17 protein-coding genes are annotated in these 21,083 nt (G+C 62.3%); 10 read left to right on the plus strand and 7 right to left on the minus strand.

The window, feature by feature from the left end:
• Positions 1 to 224 precede the first annotated feature (224 nt).
• A complete protein-coding gene (locus DC522_RS08490; RefSeq protein WP_116528265.1) occupies positions 225 to 1,058 on the plus strand; it encodes a DUF3100 domain-containing protein in 834 nt (277 codons plus the stop codon).
• The gene (locus tag DC522_RS08495; protein WP_116528266.1) at positions 1,055 to 1,567 is read left to right on the plus strand and encodes a hypothetical protein; all 513 of its coding nucleotides are present in this window, start codon (positions 1,055 to 1,057) and stop codon (positions 1,565 to 1,567) included. Before DC522_RS08490 ends, DC522_RS08495 begins: the two co-directional genes overlap by 4 nt.
• A 481-nt stretch (positions 1,568 to 2,048) precedes the next feature.
• On the opposite strand, the gene DC522_RS08505 is transcribed toward DC522_RS08495, so the two are convergent.
• The 7 genes from DC522_RS08505 to DC522_RS08535 all read right to left on the minus strand — a co-directional run bounded on the left by DC522_RS08505 (position 2,049) and on the right by DC522_RS08535 (position 11,231).
• Positions 2,049 to 3,479, minus strand: a complete 1,431-nt coding sequence (locus DC522_RS08505) for an FAD-binding oxidoreductase (RefSeq protein WP_116528293.1) — start codon at positions 3,477 to 3,479, stop codon at positions 2,049 to 2,051.
• Positions 3,480 to 3,562: 83 nt separating this feature from the next.
• Positions 3,563 to 4,648 (minus strand): hypothetical protein, encoded by a 1,086-nt coding sequence (locus tag DC522_RS08510; protein WP_116528268.1) that lies wholly within the window; start codon positions 4,646 to 4,648, stop codon positions 3,563 to 3,565.
• A 1-nt stretch (position 4,649) separates the two neighbouring features.
• The gene (locus DC522_RS08515; protein ID WP_116528269.1) at positions 4,650 to 6,185 is read right to left on the minus strand and encodes an AMP-binding protein; all 1,536 of its coding nucleotides are present in this window, start codon (positions 6,183 to 6,185) and stop codon (positions 4,650 to 4,652) included.
• A gap of 22 nt (positions 6,186 to 6,207) precedes the next feature.
• Positions 6,208 to 7,968 (minus strand): ABC transporter permease subunit, encoded by a 1,761-nt coding sequence (locus DC522_RS08520; protein WP_116528270.1) that lies wholly within the window; start codon positions 7,966 to 7,968, stop codon positions 6,208 to 6,210.
• A gap of 20 nt (positions 7,969 to 7,988) precedes the next feature.
• On the minus strand, positions 7,989 to 9,068 hold the full coding sequence (locus DC522_RS08525) for an ABC transporter ATP-binding protein (RefSeq protein ID WP_116528271.1): 1,080 nt from the start codon (positions 9,066 to 9,068) through the stop codon (positions 7,989 to 7,991).
• 263 nt (positions 9,069 to 9,331) lie between these two features.
• Positions 9,332 to 10,399, minus strand: coding sequence for an ABC transporter substrate-binding protein (locus DC522_RS08530; RefSeq protein ID WP_116528272.1), 1,068 nt, complete (start codon positions 10,397 to 10,399; stop codon positions 9,332 to 9,334).
• Between the two features lie 58 nt (positions 10,400 to 10,457).
• Positions 10,458 to 11,231: an enoyl-CoA hydratase/isomerase family protein gene (locus tag DC522_RS08535; RefSeq protein ID WP_116528273.1), complete on the minus strand. Its 774-nt coding sequence runs from the start codon at positions 11,229 to 11,231 to the stop codon at positions 10,458 to 10,460.
• 129 nt (positions 11,232 to 11,360) lie between these two features.
• On the opposite strand from DC522_RS08535, the gene DC522_RS08540 reads away from it, so the two are divergent.
• The 8 genes from DC522_RS08540 to DC522_RS08580 all read left to right on the plus strand — a co-directional run bounded on the left by DC522_RS08540 (position 11,361) and on the right by DC522_RS08580 (position 20,877).
• On the plus strand, positions 11,361 to 12,173 hold the full coding sequence (locus tag DC522_RS08540; protein ID WP_245444053.1) for an IclR family transcriptional regulator: 813 nt from the start codon (positions 11,361 to 11,363) through the stop codon (positions 12,171 to 12,173).
• A 137-nt stretch (positions 12,174 to 12,310) separates the two neighbouring features.
• The gene (locus DC522_RS08545) at positions 12,311 to 12,640 is read left to right on the plus strand and encodes a (2Fe-2S)-binding protein (RefSeq protein ID WP_116528274.1); all 330 of its coding nucleotides are present in this window, start codon (positions 12,311 to 12,313) and stop codon (positions 12,638 to 12,640) included.
• Positions 12,633 to 14,000, plus strand: coding sequence for an NAD(P)/FAD-dependent oxidoreductase (locus tag DC522_RS08550; protein WP_116528275.1), 1,368 nt, complete (start codon positions 12,633 to 12,635; stop codon positions 13,998 to 14,000). The genes DC522_RS08545 and DC522_RS08550 overlap by 8 nt, the downstream gene beginning before the upstream one ends.
• The gene (locus tag DC522_RS08555; protein WP_116528276.1) at positions 13,997 to 15,181 is read left to right on the plus strand and encodes an FAD-binding oxidoreductase; all 1,185 of its coding nucleotides are present in this window, start codon (positions 13,997 to 13,999) and stop codon (positions 15,179 to 15,181) included. Before DC522_RS08550 ends, DC522_RS08555 begins: the two co-directional genes overlap by 4 nt.
• Before the next feature lie 5 nt (positions 15,182 to 15,186).
• Positions 15,187 to 16,152 carry an ornithine cyclodeaminase family protein gene (locus DC522_RS08560; protein ID WP_116528277.1) on the plus strand — a complete coding sequence of 322 codons (966 nt, stop codon included), beginning with the start codon at positions 15,187 to 15,189 and terminating at the stop codon, positions 16,150 to 16,152.
• An 11-nt stretch (positions 16,153 to 16,163) separates the two neighbouring features.
• Positions 16,164 to 17,396 (plus strand): FAD-binding oxidoreductase, encoded by a 1,233-nt coding sequence (locus DC522_RS08565; RefSeq protein WP_165820096.1) that lies wholly within the window; start codon positions 16,164 to 16,166, stop codon positions 17,394 to 17,396.
• Positions 17,397 to 18,345: 949 nt separating this feature from the next.
• Positions 18,346 to 19,494: a plasmid replication protein RepC gene (repC, locus tag DC522_RS08575; protein ID WP_116528280.1), complete on the plus strand. Its 1,149-nt coding sequence runs from the start codon at positions 18,346 to 18,348 to the stop codon at positions 19,492 to 19,494.
• A 204-nt stretch (positions 19,495 to 19,698) separates the two neighbouring features.
• Complete coding sequence (locus DC522_RS08580) at positions 19,699 to 20,877, plus strand: acyl-CoA desaturase (RefSeq protein WP_116528281.1); 1,179 nt, start codon at positions 19,699 to 19,701, stop codon at positions 20,875 to 20,877.
• Positions 20,878 to 21,083 lie beyond the last annotated feature (206 nt).

Genomic DNA, 21,083 nt, shown 5'->3' on the forward strand with positions numbered 1-21,083 from the left:
ATCTGCGCAGCTTGGATTGCCATTCTGCAACGGGATGGAACAAGCATGCCTCACCTTATGGCGATTCCGCGCCACCAGGGCTACGGCGTTGCCCAATCGGCAACACCTCGTTACGAAGAAGTGGTCTATTCGCCCGTTTGGCCGCCTTCATACTTCGTAGCCGCCTCACAAGGGGGCTGAGACGAAAAGCGGCCCAGCCGCATGTGCTCGAGGGAACCAGAAATATGGCACAGACAACATTGGAGAGATACGGAGGGGTCGGGCTACACCTCTTCGTTTTGGGAATCGTGGTGGTAGCCGAGGCCATAGGGCTGATCCGTATCCCCATTGGCACCGCTGCCGTGATCCTTTTACCAATCCTTTACGCCTTCGCGATGGGTATCATTCTGAACCCGAACATCATGAAGGGCACTCGGCGCGTCCTGTCCGGCAACGCCACGAAGGTCGCCGGCACCATGATCGCCATCTCGATCATGCCGTTCATCGCGAAATTCGGGACGACGGTCGGACCGCAGATCCAAAAGGTGATCGAGACCGGACCGGCCCTGGTGCTCCAGGAGATCGGCAACCTGGGCACCATCCTCGTTGCCTTCCCGGTGGCCGTCTTCCTGCTCAAAATGGGGCGTGAGGCGATCGGGGCGACCTATTCCATCGACCGTGAGCCGAACCTGGCCCTGATCGCGGACAAGTACGGGCTCAACAGTCCCGAGGGCGCCGGGGCGATGGGCGTCTACGCGACCGGGACGATCATCGGCACCTTCATCTTCGCGATCATGCCGCCCCTGATTCACAGTCTCGGAATCTTCGACGTCAGGGCACTCGCAATGTCGTGCGGAGTGGGGTCCGGCAGCATGCTGGCAGCCTGCACGGGCGCACTTGTGTCGGCGGCGCCCGCGGACAAGGATACGATCCTGGCCCTGGCCGCGGCGAGCAACATCCTTACCTATGCGACCGGCCTCTATGCCGGTGTGTTCGTCGCATTGCCGCTGACCGAATGGCTGTACCGGATCAGTCGCGGCGAACGGACGTCCAGCATTTCCCGGGAGGCACGGTCATGACCACTGAAACCATCAAGAACACCGCCGCATCGGCGGATATCCTGAACGTGGAAGATGAACGTCGGATCGACCTGGCTCATCACGCGTTGCTCCTGCTGGTCGCCTGCGTACTTGGCCTGATCAGCAACTGGGTCGCGACGAAGGTCGACCCGATGGCCGCACTGCCCGGGATGGCGCTCCTGTATGCGATTTCGATCGTGGGCCTTCTCCTGGCAAGGTTCGCACCCTTCTATCTCCCCAGCGTCGCGTGGATCTCGCTTGTCGCGATCCTGGCAACGATTCCCGGCGTGCCGGGCTCAGCCTTTATCGTTGAACAGGTTGGAAAACTGAACTTCCTCGCTTTGGCAACACCCGCGCTCGCCTATGGCGGCCTGGCGCTGACGCAGAACGAATTCCAGATTGCCCGCACCTCGGGCTGGAAGATCGTCATCGTTGCGATCTGCGTCATGTTCGGGACCTACATGGGCTCCGTCGTGGTCGCAGACGTGACCCTCAAGCTTTTCGAATGAGAAGCGAACAGGCACCAGCGGGAGGCGCGCGAGAACGGAAGCCCCCGCTGACCTGCCGGCAAGCACCGACCGGCGCGCAGGTGTCTTAGAGCATCGTGCGGAACCGAAGGTCCGCGTCAGCGACCCGAAGGTCCACGGCAGTGAAAAGTGGATCCGGTTTTCCGCACGATGCTCTCATTGACGGAGAAAGCATCGGACCCAAAAGTGCAAATCCACTTTTCACGTCCGAGGCTGTAGACAGGATCCTCCCCACTTCGGGCTGCCGACCAAGGCAGCCCATTTTTTGGAGCGGGTCCAATTCTTTCGTCCTGAGGCTTCCACATCGGGACCACGTCGGCATTCTCGATGGCGATGTTCGTGCCGGTGTCGACCGCGAAATCAACATCAGCCTCGGCCAGAGCAGGGGCATCGTTGATGCCGTCTCCCACGAACGACGCAAATGGTGCAAGACTGCAGGAAAGCCTGATCCCGAGAGGGAGCCCTATCGAATGCCGATCCTGAGCCCAAGGAGTTTCGGGAGTTTGGCAACGGCCCGAGCCAGGACAGGAGCATGAAGATCCTGCTCGTCGGCCTCTTCGCATGCGAGAATGGCGGAGCGGATGGCGCTGGCGCCGGTAAAGCGGAACGGCTCAGGCGGCAGCCGCGGCAGTGATCGCGTGCAGAACGGCAGCGTCGACCAGCGATCCTTTTCGTTGAGGACCAACGATGCGAGACACTGCCCGGCAATATAGGTGGCGTTCACGCCATGTCCCGAGAAGCCGCAGGCATAGTGGATTCGCGTATCGGGTATGGTCTTGAAGAAAGGAAGACGGTCGGCGGAGACATCGATCGCGCCGCCCCAGGCGCGTGCCAGCGGGACCTCCCTCAACTCGGGAAGCAGCCGACGAAGCCCTGCCTCCGCCCGTCCGATGCTCGCTCTGTCATGGGTAAGATGCCGCGCCTGCGCATCATCGCCGTAGCCTACCGGTCCGGATCCAGATCCCATCAGGACGCGGCCGTCCGGTGTCTTGCGGAAGTAGTGCAGGAACATGCGCAGATCCGCGAGGCCTTCATCGCCCGTCCAGCCCATGGCAGCCAGCTGTTCCGGCGCAGGTTCGGTCATGACGACATAACTGGAAAAGATGCTGACATGCGGCCGGACCTCCCGCCGCTCGCTCAGTGCGGCATTGGTCGCGAGCACGACTTCGCGAGCGACGATGTGGCCGCGAGGGGTTTTGACTCGGCATGGATGCCCCGGATCGACACTCAACATCGGCGTATTCTCGAAAAGAGCCACCCCGCGGTCGATTACGGCCTGCCGAAGCGCGCGTGCCAAGCGAGCAGGATGCACCGTCGCTGCATCGGGATAGAAGAGGCCCCGCCGGAACACCGGTGACGCGCAGCGCGCCTGAACCTCTTCCACGGAAAGTACCGCGACATGGTCTTCCGCGCCCAGTTCGCGGGCGTGCTGCACGACGTCCGCGATCTTCTCCTCCTGCTGCGAAGTGGTGGCAACCACGAGATTGCCTCCCTCCCGCCACCAGATGTCGCGATCGCATTCGGAGGCGAAGTTCCGGATACCGTCCTGAGCCCAGTCGCCGGCCTTCGCGATCGCAAGAGCGCCGTCCCGTCCGAGAGCCTGGACGGCGGTGCCCAGAGAGGACCAGTAGCCGTGAACTTTTCCGCCGTTCTTGCCGCTCGCACCGGAGCCGCAGATCGCCGCTTCGATCAGCGCGACGGAAAGGTCGGGACGACGGCTCTTGAGAGTAAGCGCGGTCCAAAGCCCGGCGAACCCGCCACCGACAATGGCGACATCGGCCTCACAAATTCCTTCGAGCGGCGCGGCGGCAGGCACGCTGCCCTCGTCCGTCAGGGCTTCATCAAGCCACCAAGAGCGATCGGATGGATCGATGGAGGGCAGAGAGGATCTCATGGTGACAATGCCGTAATGTGCCGCGCCGAACCTGAACGCTGCAAGCGCGGGCGCTGGGCGACGCGGCAGCGGGAAGCCTGGAGTCAATCTTGTTTCTGTAGTCTTGTGCGCAGGTCCTGCATCGACCGGTGGACCTCCTCGAGGTCGGCCACAGCAAAGCCCTCCGCCAAGGCGGGGGAGTGCCGAGCCAAGCGTTCGCGCAAGACACCCGTGTAGCGCGCCCGCCGATCCGGGCCGACGACGAGGCCATTCTCTTCCTCGAAGCGTGCGTTCCACGCCACGGCCTCCTCCTGTGACAGAGATGGCGGCAGGTTGAGCGACAGGACGCCGCCGGCGAGCTGCACCGGATAGCCTCCAGGCAAGCCGTAAGGGCCAGGAACATGGCCGGCCCATGGGCGTCCTTCCGCGAGGGCGAGGATCAGCGGCACGCCGCTGGCTCCGGAGATGTCGATGACCGGCTCTGGCGTCAGCTTCACATTCCGGAACGTGCCGAACACATCGCTAATCTCTTCGTCGTCGATCCAGACCCTTGGCGATGGTCCCGAACGTGTTTCGGCTGGACGCCGCCACGCTCCAAGATTTTGATAGTGCGCAAGAACCTTGATGCGGCTCCTGTCCATCAGATTGCGATCGGCCGCGAAGGCATTGGACAAGATCGCGACGTTGCCCATGCCGCAGGTGACCTGGTGACCGAGCGCCTTGATCAATCCGTTCACCACGTCCGGAAAGCTGCAATTGATCAGGGGAGCGGTGCTCCCGAGACGCGTCATGGCTGCCGCCACACGAGTGCTGAGAAGCGCCTGGAAAACCGCCGTCGCGCTCAACCCGCCCTCGGCGACGAGTCTGCTCCAGGCGTCGCCCGATCCTGCGATCACGGACGAAGTTTGCACGGAAGCCGCCTGCACGACCACGTTCGGCGCCGTTTCTTCGAGCATTTCGACGGCAGCGCCCTCGGCAAGAAGATCGGTCTCACGTGGAACGATGGTCACAGGCGTGTCGAAGATCGCCGCACGGGCACCCGCCGCGACCTTCAGCCATTGCAGGCGCTCGCGGTTGCGCCCCGCCAGAACCACACGGGTGGGGACGGTTGCGATGGCTGCGATGTCGAACAGGATGCGGGCAGCGAAAGCGCCGGTTCCGGTCAGGAGGATGGTGGATTCAGCCGTCATCTCAGGTCCCTTGAGCGAGCCTATCCCAGCAATCGTCGAGACGCTTGGACAGCTTGTGCTTCATGATGCGCTGGCTCGGCGTGCGCTCGAACTCGTCGACGACGGCGATGTAGCGGGGGTTTTGGTAAGTGGCGAGGCGAGTAGAAAGCCAGGCGGAAATCTCTGCAGGTTCCACGTTGGTCCCGGCCTTCGGTTTGATGAAGAGCTTGATGTCCTGCTCGCCGACATCCGCCGCGACTCCGATCATGGCGCAATCCTCGACGGACGGATGATCGGCGGCCACGCGTTCGACTTCCCAGGCAGAGACGTTCTCGCCGCGGCAGCGGACGCTGTCGGTCATGCGGCCGTGAAAGATCAGGTTGCCTTCCGGGTCGTAGGAGCCGAGATCCCCTGTGTGCAGGGCACCGTTTCGAAGGGCCTTCTCGCTCGCGGCCGGATTGTCGAAATAGCCTGGAAAGATTGCACCCGGCTTCGAGGTGCGCACCACGATTTCTCCCCGCTCGCCCTGAGGCACTGGATTGCCGTCGGCATCGAGGAGTTCCACCGTGAACCACGGCACTGGATTGCCGACGGAACCGACGATCCCCTTGTCGTTGAAGGTGGTGATGCTGGAAGCCTCGGTCATGCCGTAGCATTCCCGGATCTGCACTCCGAACCGGTCCTGGAACGCCTCCCAGATTTCGCCCGGGCAGCCTCCGCCCCAGGCGATCCGCACACCATGGTCACGGTCCATCGGCGACGGAGGCTGCTTGAGAAGGATCTGCAGGATGCCGCCGAGATAATGGATGTGCGTTGCGCGGTATTCCCGCACTTGGCTCCAGAAGCGGCTCGCGCTGAAGCGATCCACCATCGCAAGGACCACGCCGTGGGTCATCGGCAGGCCAAGGAGCTGAGCCCCGCCGATATGGTAAAGCGGCTCCCATACGAACATCACGTCGCCTGCCCGGGCGGCCGCGACGAGGCCGACCGCCTCTCCCGCCAGCCGCATCATATGGTTGGAGACGATCACGCCTTTCGGCTGGCCGGTCGTGCCGGAGGTGTACATGATGGCGAAGGGCGCATCCATGGTGGGTGCCGGTTCCGCGAAGGGGGTTCCGGTGCTCAGGACATCGGCCAAACGTGGATGATCCTCGTCTTTCCCATGAACGAGAAAACCGTGCCGGGGATGCTCTGCGCCGCATTCGGCAATCGTCGGCAGGAGCTCGGCATCGGTGATCACGAGGGTCGGCTTCGAATGGTTGATGATGTACTGCAGGCCTTGGCCGCGCTGCTGGGCATTGAGCGGCACCCAGACCAGACCGGCCTTGGCGAGCCCGAATACCACCGCAAGAGTTTCCACGCTGTTGCGCATCATCACCGCGACATGCTCGCCCGACCGCAAACCGCGGGAACGCAGCCAGGCTGCCAGAGCTGCGGACTGCGTATCAAGCATGGCGAAGGTGATGGGCTCGCCGTTGAAGCGGGCGAAGACCCCCTCGGGATTCTGCTCGGCATGCAGGCGCAAAAGGTTTGCGAGACTGGTACCATCGAGTGACATCGAGATCTCTCAGATTGTGAGTTTAAGTCGTGCGGCGGAAGCGTTCGGCGAGGAGAAGGAGGACGGTCACGATCACGAAGACAACGACAGACACCGCAGCGAGCGTCGGATTGAGCTGCAGGATCATGTCGTCCCACATCTGCTTGGGAAGCGTCGTCTTGATCCCACCGCTGACGAAGATCGCAATCGTGAGCTCGTCGAAGGAGGTGATGAAGGCGAACAGGAAGGCCGCGACCAATCCTCCCTTCACGAGGGGGACCGTGACGAGAAGCAGGGTCTTGAGCCGGTTGGCTCCAAGCACCGCCGCCGCCTGATCGAGACGCCAGTCGTAATTCTTCAGGATCGCCGTGATGGTCACGAAGGCGAAGGGAAGGGCCAGGACGGTATGACCGATCACCAGACCCAGATCCGTCGCGACGAGGCCGATCTGAGCGAACAGATAAAACAGGCCGACCGCGATGATGATGCGCGGGACGATCAAGGGAGCAAGGAACGTCGCAAAGACAACTCCGCCCCAGCGGGTGTTGGAGCGCGCCAGCGCCAGTGCCGCCAGTCCCCCGATGAGGGTCGCACATATTGCGGTCGCGGCAGCCACGCCGAAGGAGCGCAATGTGGCGGAAAGCCAGACGGGCGAGGAGAAGTACGTCTCGAACCACTGCAGGCTGTATCCGGGAGGTGGAAATTCCAGGAACTGCGAACTCGTGAAGCCGATGGGGATCACGAGGAGAGTCGGCAGAACCAGAAACACGAGGGCAAGCGTGCAGTAGAGCGGCAGCAGCAGGCGTGCTCCGCGAGTTCCGATCACCTGCCGGACGGCGTCGGCCAGGACGGCGCTCGCCTTGGCGACAATCCGCAGGATCGCGAGCCCGAGCAGACGCAGGCGTCCCGATCCGCTGTCTTGCGTCGAGGTCTCGCCTGAGAGCGACGAGAGGCCGAAGAGGCGGTCATAGACCCAGCAGGTGATGAGGGCTGCGACCAGCATCATGGCAGCAAGCGCCCCGGCAAAAGCCCAATTGAGGAGTTCCTGCACCTGCGTGATGATGAGCTGCGCAAGCATCGTCTCGCGCCGTCCGCCCAGGAGAGCAGGGACGATGAAGAAGCCCAGAGACGAGATGAAGACAAGCAGGCCGCCGGCCGTCACGCCGGGCAGGGAGAGCTTGAAGTAGACCAGCCAGAAGGATTGAGCCGGAGCGGCACCCAGCGCCTGCGCTGCCTGGATCAGGCGCCGGTCGATGCCGATCATGACCGGGAGCATGGTGAGCACCGCGAGAGGGACCATCGCATGGACCATGCCGACCATCACGCCAAACTCGTTGTAGGCGAGAGGAAGCGGCTGGGAGGCTATGCCGCTTCCCGTAAGCATGCTGTTGATCACGCCGGTACGGCCGAGTATGACCATCCAGGCGAAGGTCTTCACGAGGTAGCTTGTCCAGAACGGCACCATCACGAGCAGCACCATGCGCTCCCGCAATCCTTCCCGCAGTCCGGCCAGCCAATAGGCCAGAGGATAGCCGAGGAGCACCGAGAACAGCGCCGTATTGCCGGCGATCTTGAACGTGATGCCCAGCACCTGAAGATACACGTCCGTGTTCGCGATACGGGCATAACTCGCGACGCTGAGGGCGCCGCTCGCCGGATCCTGCACGCTCAGAGCCAGAAGACGCACGACCGGATACAGGAAGAAGACGGCCAGGAACGCGAGCCCCGGTGCTGCCAGCCAGAGCGCATTGGGACGTAATAGGCGCTGGCGCAGCGGGAGGGCGGGGGCGGTGATTGCTGTCATGCCTGCGATTCCTTTAGCGTTCATGGCACCAGGACCGCTGCGTCCGGATGCCAGCCCAAGGTTGCGCGCTCTCCATATGCGGGAGCGGTCTGTCCCGGCGGCAGGCGCACGATCACCGTTTCGCCCTCGTCGAGATCAACGATGAGGCGCGTCTCGGAGCCGGCGTAGACGGCATCGGTGACACGGCCCACGATGGTGTTTCCTTTGTCGCCTCCGAGGCTGATTTGCTCGGGGCGAACCACGATGGCGGCCTCCGCACCGGAGCACGTGGCGCCTGCGGGCAGGCGGAATTTTCCATGCGGCGTCGAAAGACGGATCTCCCCGTTCGAGGCAGTGTCGACCTGCCCGCGGAAGATGTTCGAGATCCCGATGAAGTCGGCCGCGAAGGCCGTCGCCGGACGGGCGTAGATATCCTGGGGAGAGCCGAGCTGCTCGATCCGTGCATGATTCATCAGGCAGATCCGGTCGGAGAGCGCGAGCGCCTCCTCCTGGTCGTGCGTCACGTAGATGATGGTTGCACCGGTTTCACGATGCAGCTGCTTGATCTCGATCTGCATATGCTCGCGCAGCTTCTTGTCGAGAGCGCCAAGCGGCTCGTCCATGAGGATGATCGACGGCTGGTAGACGAACGAGCGGGCGAGCGCGACACGCTGCTGCTGTCCGCCGGAAAGCTCCCGTGGAAAGCGCGCCGCAAGATGGTCGAGCTGCACCATCGCCAGCGCGTCCTTGACCCGCTGCTTGACCTCCGCGGCGGACAGCGCGCGCATGCGCAGAGGGAACTCGATGTTCTCGGCAACGGTCAGGTGAGGGAACAGTGCGTAGTGCTGAAACACAAGACCGATGTCGCGCTGGTGAACCGGCGTCTGCGTCTGGTCGCGGCCATCGATGAGAATGCGCCCCGAACTCGGCTCGACGAGGCCGCAGACCATCTGCAGCAGCGTCGTCTTGCCCGACCCCGAGGGCCCGAGCAGGGTGAGGAACTCTCCCGTCGGAACGGTCAGGTGCGTCGGCTCCAGCGCCGTGACAGTGCCATAGCGCTTCGACAAGCCTTCAATGATCAGCTTCGGCGCGGTCACGCCATGCTTCGCTACCGTCGTCATCGCAGCGTATTCCTTCCTTCGTCTCGAAGCCGTGTGCGGGCGCGGTATCGAGCGGATCCGCGACACCCGCCCAACAGAAGAATGCAAGAAGAGCCGGCTCTGTAGAGCCCAAGAGCAGCCGCGGGACACAGGCTCCGCGGCCGGGCCCTCGGGCATCGGCGAAAGCTCACGCGCACCCGGTTCGTGAGCTCCAGCTCAGTCCCGCCGGAACGCGCCGCCGCTTCAGAAGTCCGTCTTCCGGATCGAAGCGGCGGCGCTCGCCATCAGGTCAAGAGCCAGCTGTTGAACCGCTCGGTCACTGCGGCGCGGTTCGCGCTCCACCAGTTTTCGTCGGCGACCCGCATCTTCTTGAGATTCTCGGGCGAGGTCGGCAGCACCTTCGCCCGCTCCGGCGAGATGCTCTTGTAGGCCTCGAGATTGGTCGGTCCGTAAGCCAGAACGTCCGTGAAGGCGGCCTGACGGTCAGGGGCGGAGCAGAACTTGATGAACTGCCTCGCGGCGTCCGCACGCGGGCATCCCTTCGGAATTGCCCAGCCCTCGATGGAATAGAGACCCTGCTCCCAGACGATCGTCGCCGGTGCGCCGCCATCGATCGCTGCCTGGAGGCGCGCGTTCCAGCCGCTGATTAGATCGACCTCGCCACTCTGCAGGAGCTGCGTCGACTGTGCGCCGCCTGTCCACCACACGGCAATGTGCGGCTTGATCTTGTCGAGGCTCTTGAATGCGCGGTCGACGTCGAGCGGATAGAGCTGATCGAGGCTCACGCCGTCGGCCAGCAGGGCCTGCTCAAGGGAGTCGATGGGATTCTTGCGCAGGGAGCGGCGGCCAGGGAACTTCTCTACGTTCCAGAAGTCCGCCCATGACTTCGGCGCATCGTTCTTGAAGCGGTCGGTCCTGTAGGCGAAGACCGTGGAATAGACGTCCGTGCCCATCCAAAGATCGGTGATTGCCTCCGGCATCAGGCCGGGCGCTGCATCACGAGTGAAGCCGATGGGTTCGAGGAGGTTCTGCTTCGCCAAGATGTCCCGCGCCGAAAGGGTCAGCGTGCAGACATCCCAAGTGTAGGACTTCGTTTCGACAATCGCCTTGAACTGTGCCGTGGGTTCGGCCTCACGGGCCACGCTGACCACTTTGATGCCGGTCGCCTTTTCAAACGGGTCGTAGAAGGCTTTCCGGAAGGCTGGGCCAAAGGGGCCGCCGGGATCGGCGACGGTGATCGTCGTCGCCGCCAGAGCCCGGCTGGAAAGACCCGGCATTCCGAGGGCCAGGGCTGCGCCGCCTGCCGTCTTGAGCAGGTGCCTCCGGTTCATCGTCAGATTGGTATCGCTCATGTTCGTCCTCCTGTTTCGCAGGTCGTGAACCCGCATTCCCTCACGCTGTGGCGGGGCTTCAGCCCTTCTTTGCCGCGGCCTTGCGAGCCAAAAACTGTTCCATCATCCGGGCCGGCTCTCCGGAGGCGTATGCTTCGCGCTGGATGCGGATGCCGGCAGCGAGGCTGTCGCGGAAGCCTTCCTCAGTCATTTCACGGAAGCGCTGGCGGTCCAGACGCATTGCGACAGGAGGTTTGCTCGCGAGGAGTTCTGCAAGTGCAAGGGACTCGCTCATCACCTTGTCCTGGGGCACCAGACGATTGATCACGCCGATGCGGTGGCATTCATCCGCATCCATCATGCGGCCAGTGAGCGTCAGGTCAATGGTTCGGGCGAGGCCAATGATCTCGCGCATGATCCAGGGACCCGTGGTGCTGGCAATTCCGGAGTTGATCTCTGGCTGGCCCATGGTCACGCCAGGGTGACCGACCCGGAGGTCGCATAGGAGCGCCACCTGAAAGGCCGAGCCGGCAGCGACGCCGTTCAACGCCGCGATAATGGGCTTCGAGAGCGACCGGATGCGGTCGTAGAGGCGCTCCCACTCGCCGATCCACTGCTCCGCCCGATCTGGGTCGAAAGTCTTGGTCTCGTTGAGGTCCTGCCCGGCCCCAAAAGCGCGGTCACCAGCACCGGTGAGGATAATAGCGCGGACTTCCGCATCCTCCTCCATGGCCGACAGGGCGGCGGTCAACTCGTCCCGCATGGCCACGTTCCAGGCATTGAGAACCTGGGGACGATTCAAGGTGATGATGCCGACTGCACCCCGCCGCTCACTCAAGACAAATTCGGCCATGGCCCGGATCCTTCTGCTGATTTTATTGCAATGCAATAGCTCTTATTGTATGTTCCGCCCAATCTAACGCTATTGTCAACTCCCTTCGAGATTTTTATCGAACTCGCTTCAATGAGAGAGAATTCAAGAATGGCGATCAGCAAAATGAAGAAGATCGAAGATGAGGCACCGGCAAAGCGCGGTCGTGCCACAGATCCGCTGATGGTGATGTCGGTCGAAAAGGCTTTCCGTGTGCTTTCGGTCTTTGATCAGCTGAGCGCGAACCTGAGCCTTTCCCAGATCGCCGCCGCGACCGAGATGGATGTCAGCGCGGCACAGCGCTTCACACACACGCTGACCCGGCTGGGCTATCTGCGCAAGGACCCTGGGACGAAGCGGTTCGAGCTGACGGCCAAGACGCTCCAGCTGGGCTACTACTACCTGCGCAGCAATCGTCTTGTGGAACGGGCGATGCCCTATCTCATGCATCTTTCCAAGGAGACGGAAGAGACGATCAACCTCACCGTGCTCGACGATACCGAGATCATTTTCATCTCTCGCTTCATGAGCCGGCATATGCTGAACACGAATGTCATCATCGGTTCCCGCATGCCGGCTTATTGCACGGCTCCAGGCATGGCGATCCTGTCGCGTCTGCCGGAGGATGAGGCCGTTGCGATCCTCGAGCGCTCCGACCGGAAGCCGATCACTCCCTCAACAACGTGGAAGCTCGACGATCTCGTGAAGAAGCTGCGCGTTTCGCGGGAGCAGGGATACGCCACCGCCTTCGATGAGTTCTATCGGGGCGATGCATCCATCGCCGCAGCGGTCATCGCGGCAAACGATCGTCCGGAAGGCGCAGTCAACATCGCGGTTCCACTCTCGCGCTTCTCGCGCGAGGAAGTCGTGGAGCGCTTTGCACTGCACATCATTTCTGCGGCGCATTCCGTCTCGTCCACCTGAGCCGACCACCTCTGCCCGGCTGATAGCTGAGCCGCATTGCCCTACCGGCTGAGGCACCTTTTTCTTGACAGCGGTTTTCCAGCAATTTTACCATTCCACACTTTTATTGCATCGCAATAAAAGTGTGGTGGTCAAGGATGCCGGATGAGGCAAAGCAGACGGCGCACAAGGGACAGTTCGTGAGGGTTGTCCCCCGTCACGGCACAATGCTGCGTCTTACGATTGACGGAAACGCGGTCGAGGCTGTCGAGGGCGATAGCCTGCTTGCGGTGCTCCTGCTGAACGGAAGAGTTGTGCGGCATCTCGAATTCGGTGGCGAACCCCGCGCCGGCTTCTGCCTCATGGGAGCCTGCCAGGATTGCTGGGTCTCGCTCGAAGGCGGCGAGCGCGTGCGGGCATGCACGACCCTCGCGGCTGATGGTATGGTCATATGGACCAATCCCCAGAAGGCTGACGCCGATGCCTGATGTGGTGATCGTCGGCGGCGGCCCGGCCGGTATACGGGCAGCATCCATCCTGGTCGAGGCAGGCCTGAGGCCGGTTCTCGTGAACGAGACAAGCCGGGTGGGAGGCCAGGGCTACCGCACGCCGGCCAAGAGCCTTGCCCTCGATATCAACGCCCTGATGGGCTCGGAGGCAGGGAAATACCAGCGCCTGCATTCACTGTTCGCTTCCCTCCGAGAGCGGATCGATTATCGACCCGGCACCCTCGTCTGGGGCATTCATGAGAAGATGCTCCACACGCTGTCCGATGGTGTGGCGGGTACGATCCCCTACGATGCGCTTATCCTCGCAACCGGCGCGACGGATCGCATCATGCCTCTGCCGGGATGGACATTGCCCGGCGTCTTCACCTTGGGCGGCGCACAGGTGATCCTCAAGGATCAGGGATGCCTGATCGGCAGCCGCGTCGTCTTCCTCGGCAGCTCGCCGCTGCTGTTCCTGGCGGCGCTGCAATACCACAGGTCCGGTGCATCGATTGCGGCCGTCGTGGATACGACTCCGTCCTCCGCAAAACGGGCGGCCATACGCGACCTCGCGGCGAGCCCGCGAACGCTGGCACGGGGGATCATGTACCGCACGGCACTCCACGTGGCAGGTATTCCTGTCATGGATGGCGCGACGCCGCTCGGGATCGACGGCAAGGACCATGTCGAGGGCGTTCGGATCAAGGATCATCGGGGCCGCGAACGAGTCATTTCCTGTGATGCCGTCGCGTATGGCCATGGCCTCAAGCCGGAGACGCAATTGGCCGAGCTGGCCGGGGCTCGCTTCTGGTTCGATCCGGTCTTCCGGCTCTGGTTGCCCGAGACGGATGCCGACGGACGGGCCGGGGCCGACCTCTACCTGGCCGGCGATGGGGCAGCGATCGGCGGAGCGGACGCCGCAGAAGCCAGCGGTGCGCTCGCCGCTCACGCGCTGCTCACGGATATGGGCAGGCCGCAGCCGGAGACCGAGCTGGTGCGCCTGCGGCGGCAGGTCGAACGCCTGCGGCGATTCCAGAGGGGGCTGGCCCGGGCTTTCGCATGGCCGGTCGCGCAGGCGGCCGCACTTCCCGACGAAACCATCGCCTGCCGATGCGAGGCGGTGACAGTGGGCGAAATCCGCGCTGCCGTTCAGGCCCCGCTCGGCCCGCGGGAGGTCAATCGCGTCAAGGCTATCACGCGCTGCGGCATGGGACGATGCCAGGGGCGTTTCTGCGGTCCGGTCCTCCAGGAGATCGTGGCGGGAGCTTGCGACGCACCAATCGCGGAAGCTGGTCGTTTGCGCATACAGGCGCCGGTGAAGCCCATTCCTCTTCATGCGGCTTTGGAGCTGGAGCCATGACGACGAAGACGGCACAGGTTGCCATCGTCGGAGGCGGGCTCATCGGCACCTGGACAGCCTTCTTCCTGGCCAAGCGCGGATGGGATGTGATCCTGATCGAGAAAGGCGTTGTCGGGGCCCAGTCGAGCGGGGTGAATTTCGGCAACCTGCGTCTGCAGGGACGCTATCCGGGACAATATCCGCTTTCTCTCAGGTCGCAGGCGATCTGGGAGGAAATCGAAGAACTGATTGGCGACCGTTGCGAGTTCGAGCGAACCGGCCACCTCTACGTTGCGATGAACGAGGCCGAGCAGGAGAAGCTGGAGCAGCATGCACGGGTCGCCGAGGGGCATGGACTCGTGATCGAGCGGATCGGCCGCGATGAACTTCGCCGCCGTTGGCCATGGCTGGGGGAGGGGCTTCAGGCGGCAACCTATTCGGCACGAGACGCCACGGCCAATCCTCGTCTCGTGTCGGTGGCCGTGGCAAGGGCCGCGCAGCGCCTCGGCGCCGAGATCGTCGAGCATACGCGCGTGACGGAGGTGCGTCGGAACCGCATCGGCTTCACTGTGGAAACGGATACTGGGCTCGTGGTGGACTGCACCGCAGTGGTGAACTCTGCTGGTGCCTGGGCCCTGGCCATTGCCGAAGCCTTCGGCGAGACGGCGCCCATGTTCGCAGCCGGGCCTCCGCAATTCGTGACCGAGCCTATTCCCTATCAAGTCGTGCCCTCCGTGCAGGCGGTGGACGGTTCCGTCATCTTTCGACAGATTCCGCGCGGCAACGTCATTTTCGCGGGCTATCCGCGGACCGCGGCAGATCCGGTGCTCAACCGAGCTCCCGTGCCGCCGATCAAGACCCTCAGCGGCATGCGCAATCTCGTGAGGATTGCTCCGTTCCTGAAATGGGCGCAGGTCATTCGCGTCTGGTCAGGCATAGAGGGCTATCTGCCCGACATGTTGCCGGTCATCGGCGAGAGCGAAACGACTCCCGGTCTGTTTCATGCCTTCGGGTTCTGCGGGCATGGTTTCCAGGTGGGGCCTGGAGTCGGTGCGGTGCTTGCCGACCTCATCGTGGATGGCATAACCGACACTCCGATTGCTCCTTTCTCCATCAATCGCTTCAGGAATGCGGTTCAGGTCTCGGACAAGCTGGCGCATGAATTCGATGCACCGGCCGCTCCCGGCAGTCGAGCAGGGTGAAGGCAATGAGGAAACTGCTTTATCTTTCGAGCGAGGACATTGCCGCACTCGACATAAAGCCTCGGGCCGCGCGAGAGGCGCTTGCGCATGCCTTCCGGCTGCATGCCGAGGGGAGGACCCACGTTCAACCGAAGCTCACCGTGCCCGTAGGTCCGGGGCACTTTTTTCAATCCCTCTGCGCTGCCATGCCCGATCCGCCATTCGCGACGACGAAATGGGTTGGGGTTGCCGCGGGCAACAACGAGCGCGGGCTGCCGAACGTCAACGGCCTGATCGTGGTGAGCGATTTCACGACCGGAGTTCCGGTGGCGGTTCTCGACGGAACCAGCCTCACGGTGCTGCGCACGGCTGCCATGTCGGCCCTGGCAGCTTCCTATCTTGCTCGTGCCGACAGTTCCACCATAGGCTTCATCGGATGTGGCGCCCAAGCCTGCGGGCATCTCGCCAGCCTCCGGGATGTGCTGCCTGGGCTTAGCAAAGTCGTATGCAACTCACGTCGCCGCTCGTCCGCGGAAAAACTCGCGGCATTCGCGCGGGAATCCGGCCTTGATGCCGAGGTGGCGGATCATCCGGGCGAGGCACTCGCCTGCGACGTGGTCGTCACGACGGTTCCGGCGCAACCCGGACTCGAGCCGTTTCTTGACGCTTCGCTCCCGAGGCCCGGGTGCTTCGTCGCCGCGGTCGATCTCGGCCGTCCCTGGCGCGGCGAGGCGCTGCGCACTTTCGATGTCCTGGCCACCGACGATCATGCTCAGGCGGCCGATCCGGCCAACCGGGCCAAGCTCCGCTACCCGGGTCCCTTCGATGCGGATCTGGCATCCCTCGTGGCCGGGACTGCTGCCAGCCGCACGGATGAGAAGCAGCGCGCCATGTTCCTTTTCCCGGGCTTCGCTCTCGGCGATCTCGCCATCGCGGCCGAGGTCATCGCCGAGGCCGGACGAACCGGCCGGGGACTACATCTGCCACTTTGAGGGAGGGGGCCTTGGCCAACATCGCCATTGTCGGAGCAGGCGTCATCGGGATCTCGTGTGCTGCCTTCCTCCAGCGAGACGGGCACTCGGTTACGATTTACGATCCGTTGCCACCGGGGGAGGGATGCTCCTTCGGCAATGCCGGAAGCATCGGCCCCGGCTCCGTGGTGCCCCTGTCGACGCCGGGCATCGTGCGACAGGCCGTGTCGTGGATCACCGATCCCGACAGTCCGTTGTGGATCGACTGGCGCTATCTGCCTCGCGCCCTGCCTTGGCTCGTGAAATTCATTGCGGCGGGGGCACGGCCGCGCATCGACGGCATCGCAAAGGCGCTCCGTTTGCTCCACGCCGACAGCTTCAAGCATTACCGGACGCTTCTGGGTGTTGATGCCGGAAACCTGCTTCATGTCTCCGGTCAGCTCTATCTCTATGAAAGCGATGCAGCCTTCGCCAAGGATGCTCTCGGCCGAGAGCTCAGGGCTTCGCTCGGGATTCGTTCGGAGATTTTGGGACCCGACGAGATCCGTGAACTGGAGCCTTCCCTGGGGCCTCGATTCGCGAAGGCGATCTACCTTCCCGATTCCGGTCATTGCAGCAATCCGCATCGCCTTGTGGCGACCATTGCCGAAGACGTCGCTCGGAACGGGGGACGCTTCGTCCGGGCATCGGTCAGGGATTTCGAGCAGGATGCCGGACAGGTCCGTGCCCTCGTGACGGATGCCGGCCGCATTCCGTGCGATATGGTGGTTGTCGCAGCCGGCGCATGGTCTCAACGCTTGGCCGGGCGGCTCGGCCTCAGGATCCCACTTGAGAGCTTGCGCGGCTATCATGTGATGCTGCCCATGCCGACGCCGGCTCCAAGCCGCCCGCTCTATCCGCTGGCCGCAAAGATCATGATGACGCCGATGGAGCATGGCCTTCGGATTGCGGGAACGGCGGAGATCGCTGGTCTCGACGCGCCGATGAACGAGCGGCGTGCCGCCGCACTCGGGAAGATTGCGAAGCGCTATTTCCCTGGCATAACCGGCGAGCCGATCTCCGTTTGGATGGGGCATCGCCCAGCAACACCCGATTCACTGCCGGTTATCGGACCTTCGCCTTTGCACGGGAACGTTCTGCTTGCTTTCGGTCACGGCCAGACAGGGCTGATTGGTGGCTCGACAACAGGCCTGCTGGTCTCTGACTTGGTCGCAAGCAGGAAACCAACGATCGATCCTTATCCTTACCGGGCAAACCGTTTCTAGAGCATCGCATTGTTGAAAACGACCCGAAGGGCCGCGCTAGCGAATAACCGGGTCCACTTTTCACTGGCGTGGCCCTTCGGGTCGCTGACGCGGACCTCCGGTTCCGCACGATGCTCTAATAGCCCATGAGTGGAAGGTAAGATCCGCAACATAGCGAATTGCAGACGAGCGGGCGTCAGCAGAAGCACAATGAATGAGAACGCACGGACCACAATCCCTGGAGCTGAATTGCTATCGGGCCATCCAGCCACCACGACACGGATAAGTTCAGATTGGGACGCGCTAACGAACGTTGGCTACATCATTATCTGAGATATACTAGCGGTTATACTCGATTTCCCGCAGATAACTCTGAGGCGGCTTTAGTAAAAGCTGCATGCCATCCGAATCAAACGGCTGCGAGGCAGTCAATATCAGCTTTGCCTTGACTCGTGGGTTCTACCCTGACGAATCGCTCGACTTCTGTCTTTTCAACAAATCTGTGGTCAGTCTTAACCAATTCTTACGGATCGACTCCACGTGCAACACCGAATCGGACATCTCTGACGGCGCTACGAGACAATGGAGTTTGCACCGTCGGTACGCTGAGTGCCGTGGTCGTCAGCGCTTCCGAGAAACCTGTCGCTGAACAGGATTCCGGGAGGCCGATGTGCTTGGCATGTGAGATCGCCGGTGGGGGTTCGATACCCTCGCACGGCGCACCGGAACTCACCGGCATGCAATCGCCCATGGTCCCGCAACGCTCTTCGAGCAGGAGACGACAAAAGTGAACTGAGGCTAGGCAAAGCAAAAGGCCCACGAAGCTGGAAACTTCGAGGGCCTTTGGAGTCACCGAGGGACGGCGACGGATCTGTTTGGCGACAATCCTTATGCCATCCCGACAAGCTGCGTGTCAACAACATCGGTTTCGGTGAGCGCTCTCGCTTTGCCCTCACATTGGAGGGACACGATGCAGCTTGCATCGTCTGGAGGTCGGCGGCTGAGACATGCTGCTCTGGCCGCGAGGAAGTTTGTGCTCGAACCTGGGCGCACCGTCACACGAAAGGAACTCTCGGCCTCTGCGCGGGAGGCAGAGAAGGCACTCGGGCTGAGTGCGCCGCAACGTCTGGTGTTGAGCCAGCTGGTGGCGTGCTGGGGCGAGCAGGAGATGGATCGACTGCTCGTCTGGCCCTCCAATCAGCGCCTGATGTCGACAACTGGCTTGTCAGAGCGCGCTGTGCGTAATGCCGTCCGTGCCCTGATCGAGTGCCAGTTGGTGATCCCGAAGGACTCTCCGAATGGCAAACGCTATGCCGTACGGGATGCCACCGGAACCATCGTCGATGCCTTCGGGTTCGATTTGACACCGCTCTACGCCCGTAATGGTGAGTGGACGGCAATCGTCGCCGAGCAAAAACGCCTCAAGCAGTGTCTGAAGCGTTCGTTTGATGAGATCACCATCTGCCGTCGTGCGGCCGAGGAAGCGTTGAGCGCGCTCGCCCAGTACCATCCTGCCGTCGATCGCTCCCCAATCGAGGATCGCCTTGCGATGCTAAAAGCTCGTACTCCCAAACGCTCTGGAACTGCCCTTCCGGAGGGACTGCTCGAAGCGTGGAAAGAAATACGAAAACACGTGGAAGAAGCTTTCTACCAGGCGGGCTGTGGCGGCACGGAATGCCGACAAATAGAAGCAGAGAAAGGATCTCCGAGTGAGACTTGTGACAAGGGCATCCAGGTTGTTGCTCAACCCGCTGTTCAAACCACTTTACCCGCTCAGCCGCTGGTTCCGGCCTTGGTCGTCGAAGCCTGCCCGGTAGTTTCAAATTACTCACAACCGATCAGAGATGCTGTTGACCTCGTCGCGGCAGGCCGCTTCCTAAGAGCATCTCTCGGGGCTCACCCAAGCGCCTGGGATGAGGCTGTCGAGGAGATCGGCGCAATCCAAGCTGCGACTGCGGTGATTTATGTCCTGCAGCTCTATGATGATGACGTGTCGAGCGGTCGAAACAGGATCCGAAACGCTGGGGGCTATTTCCGGTCCATCGTGCGCATGATCAAGGCTGGTCAGCTCGACCTGGATGCGGAGCTGCTGGTTCTACGGAGACGCAAGATGGCGTGACCCGGCCTGCAAGGCTGAACCCTGAACCCGACGGCTAATCGCGATCTTAGTTGCCTTGGTGTGATAAGGCCCTGACGAAACCGACAGGCGACACTTACGTCGCACCGAACCCGCCTATCCTCCTCCATAGTTTATAGATAAACATTTCCTTCGCAGGCTGCGCCGGCATCGCGCCCAAGAACAACAGCAACACCCGGGTCCAGAATGAGTTTTCCAATCTCCTCCCAGCCGTCGCCGCATCAGGATCAACCTGATCATGATGATATCGTCTATCCGCAGGCTATCCCCTTTGTCCTCGTTCACGTGGCGTGCTTCGCAGCAATCTGGACCGGCGTGACCTGGGAGGCCGTCACCCTCGGTGTGGCACTCTATTGGTTGCGGATGTTCGGGATCACGGCCGGCTATCACCGCTACTTCTCGCACCGCTCCTACGCCACGAGCCGCGTGTTCCAGTTCGTCCTTGCCTGCCTGGCTCAAAGCTCGGCTCAGAAGAGTGTGCTCTGGTGGGCGGCCAAGCATCGGCACCACCACCTGTTCTCGGACACCGAGCACGACGCGCACTCACCCCGTCAGAGCGGGTTTCTCTTTGCCCATCTAGGCTGGATCTTCGCGCGCAAGCACGACACGGCCGATCTGGTGAAGGTGGGCGACTTCACCACCTACCCAGAGGTGATGTGGCTGCATAAATACGAACTCGCACCAGCCGCTGTGCTGGCCCTGATCACCTTCCTGATCGGGGGCTGGTCGGGCCTTGTGGTTGGGTTCTTCTGGAGCACGGTGGCGGTCTATCACGCCACCTTCTGCATCAACTCGCTTGCCCATGTGCACGGTTCGAAGCGCTATGTGACAGGCGATGACTCGCGCAACAACTGGCTGCTGGCCTTCTTCACCATGGGCGAGGGCTGGCACAACAACCATCATGCCTATCAGGCCAGCGTGCGCCAAGGCTTCCGTTGGTGGGAGATCGACCCGACCTTCTACATCATCAAGGCGCTTTCCTGGATCGGGATTGTGTGGGATCTCAAGAGCCCGACCGAGGCGGTGCTAAAAAACGAGCAGAAGCTCGGCTCGAGGGTGATCGACCGGGCTGCAGGCGACCTCGTCGCCACCTTCAACATCGAGAGCATCTCGGCCAGACTGGTGCATGCACTGGAGACCACGCCGAGTCTTGCTGATGTCCAGGCTAAGCTGGCAGCTGCGCAGCACAGAGCCCATGAAGTGCTGACACATGTACATCTTCCTCACTTGCCGACACGGGAAGAGATCGCCGCACGGGCATCAAGCATGTTCGTGAAGACACGTTCGCTGGACGACATAGTCGAGCGGGCTCACCGGATGATCCTGGAGGCTGTTGGCAGGCGGCTGACACTCGCCGGAACCTGATAAGGAATAGTAGAAGGGCCGCATGATGCGGCCCTTTTGCAGAGACGGTTTGGCATGATCTCTCCAGATCGAGATCCAGAATTGAGAGGAAGGGAGCAATACTCCGTTTTCAGGCTTAAGCTGGTGTTCTAGAGCAACGGCAGTTCTGACGGAATCGTTGGGGCTATGCGGTGTGGCGGCTTCGTGATTCACTCATCTTGGCTCTC

Source organism: Microvirga sp. KLBC 81, assembly GCF_003075415.1.
In the GTDB taxonomy this organism is placed as follows: Bacteria; Pseudomonadota; Alphaproteobacteria; order Rhizobiales; family Beijerinckiaceae; genus Microvirga.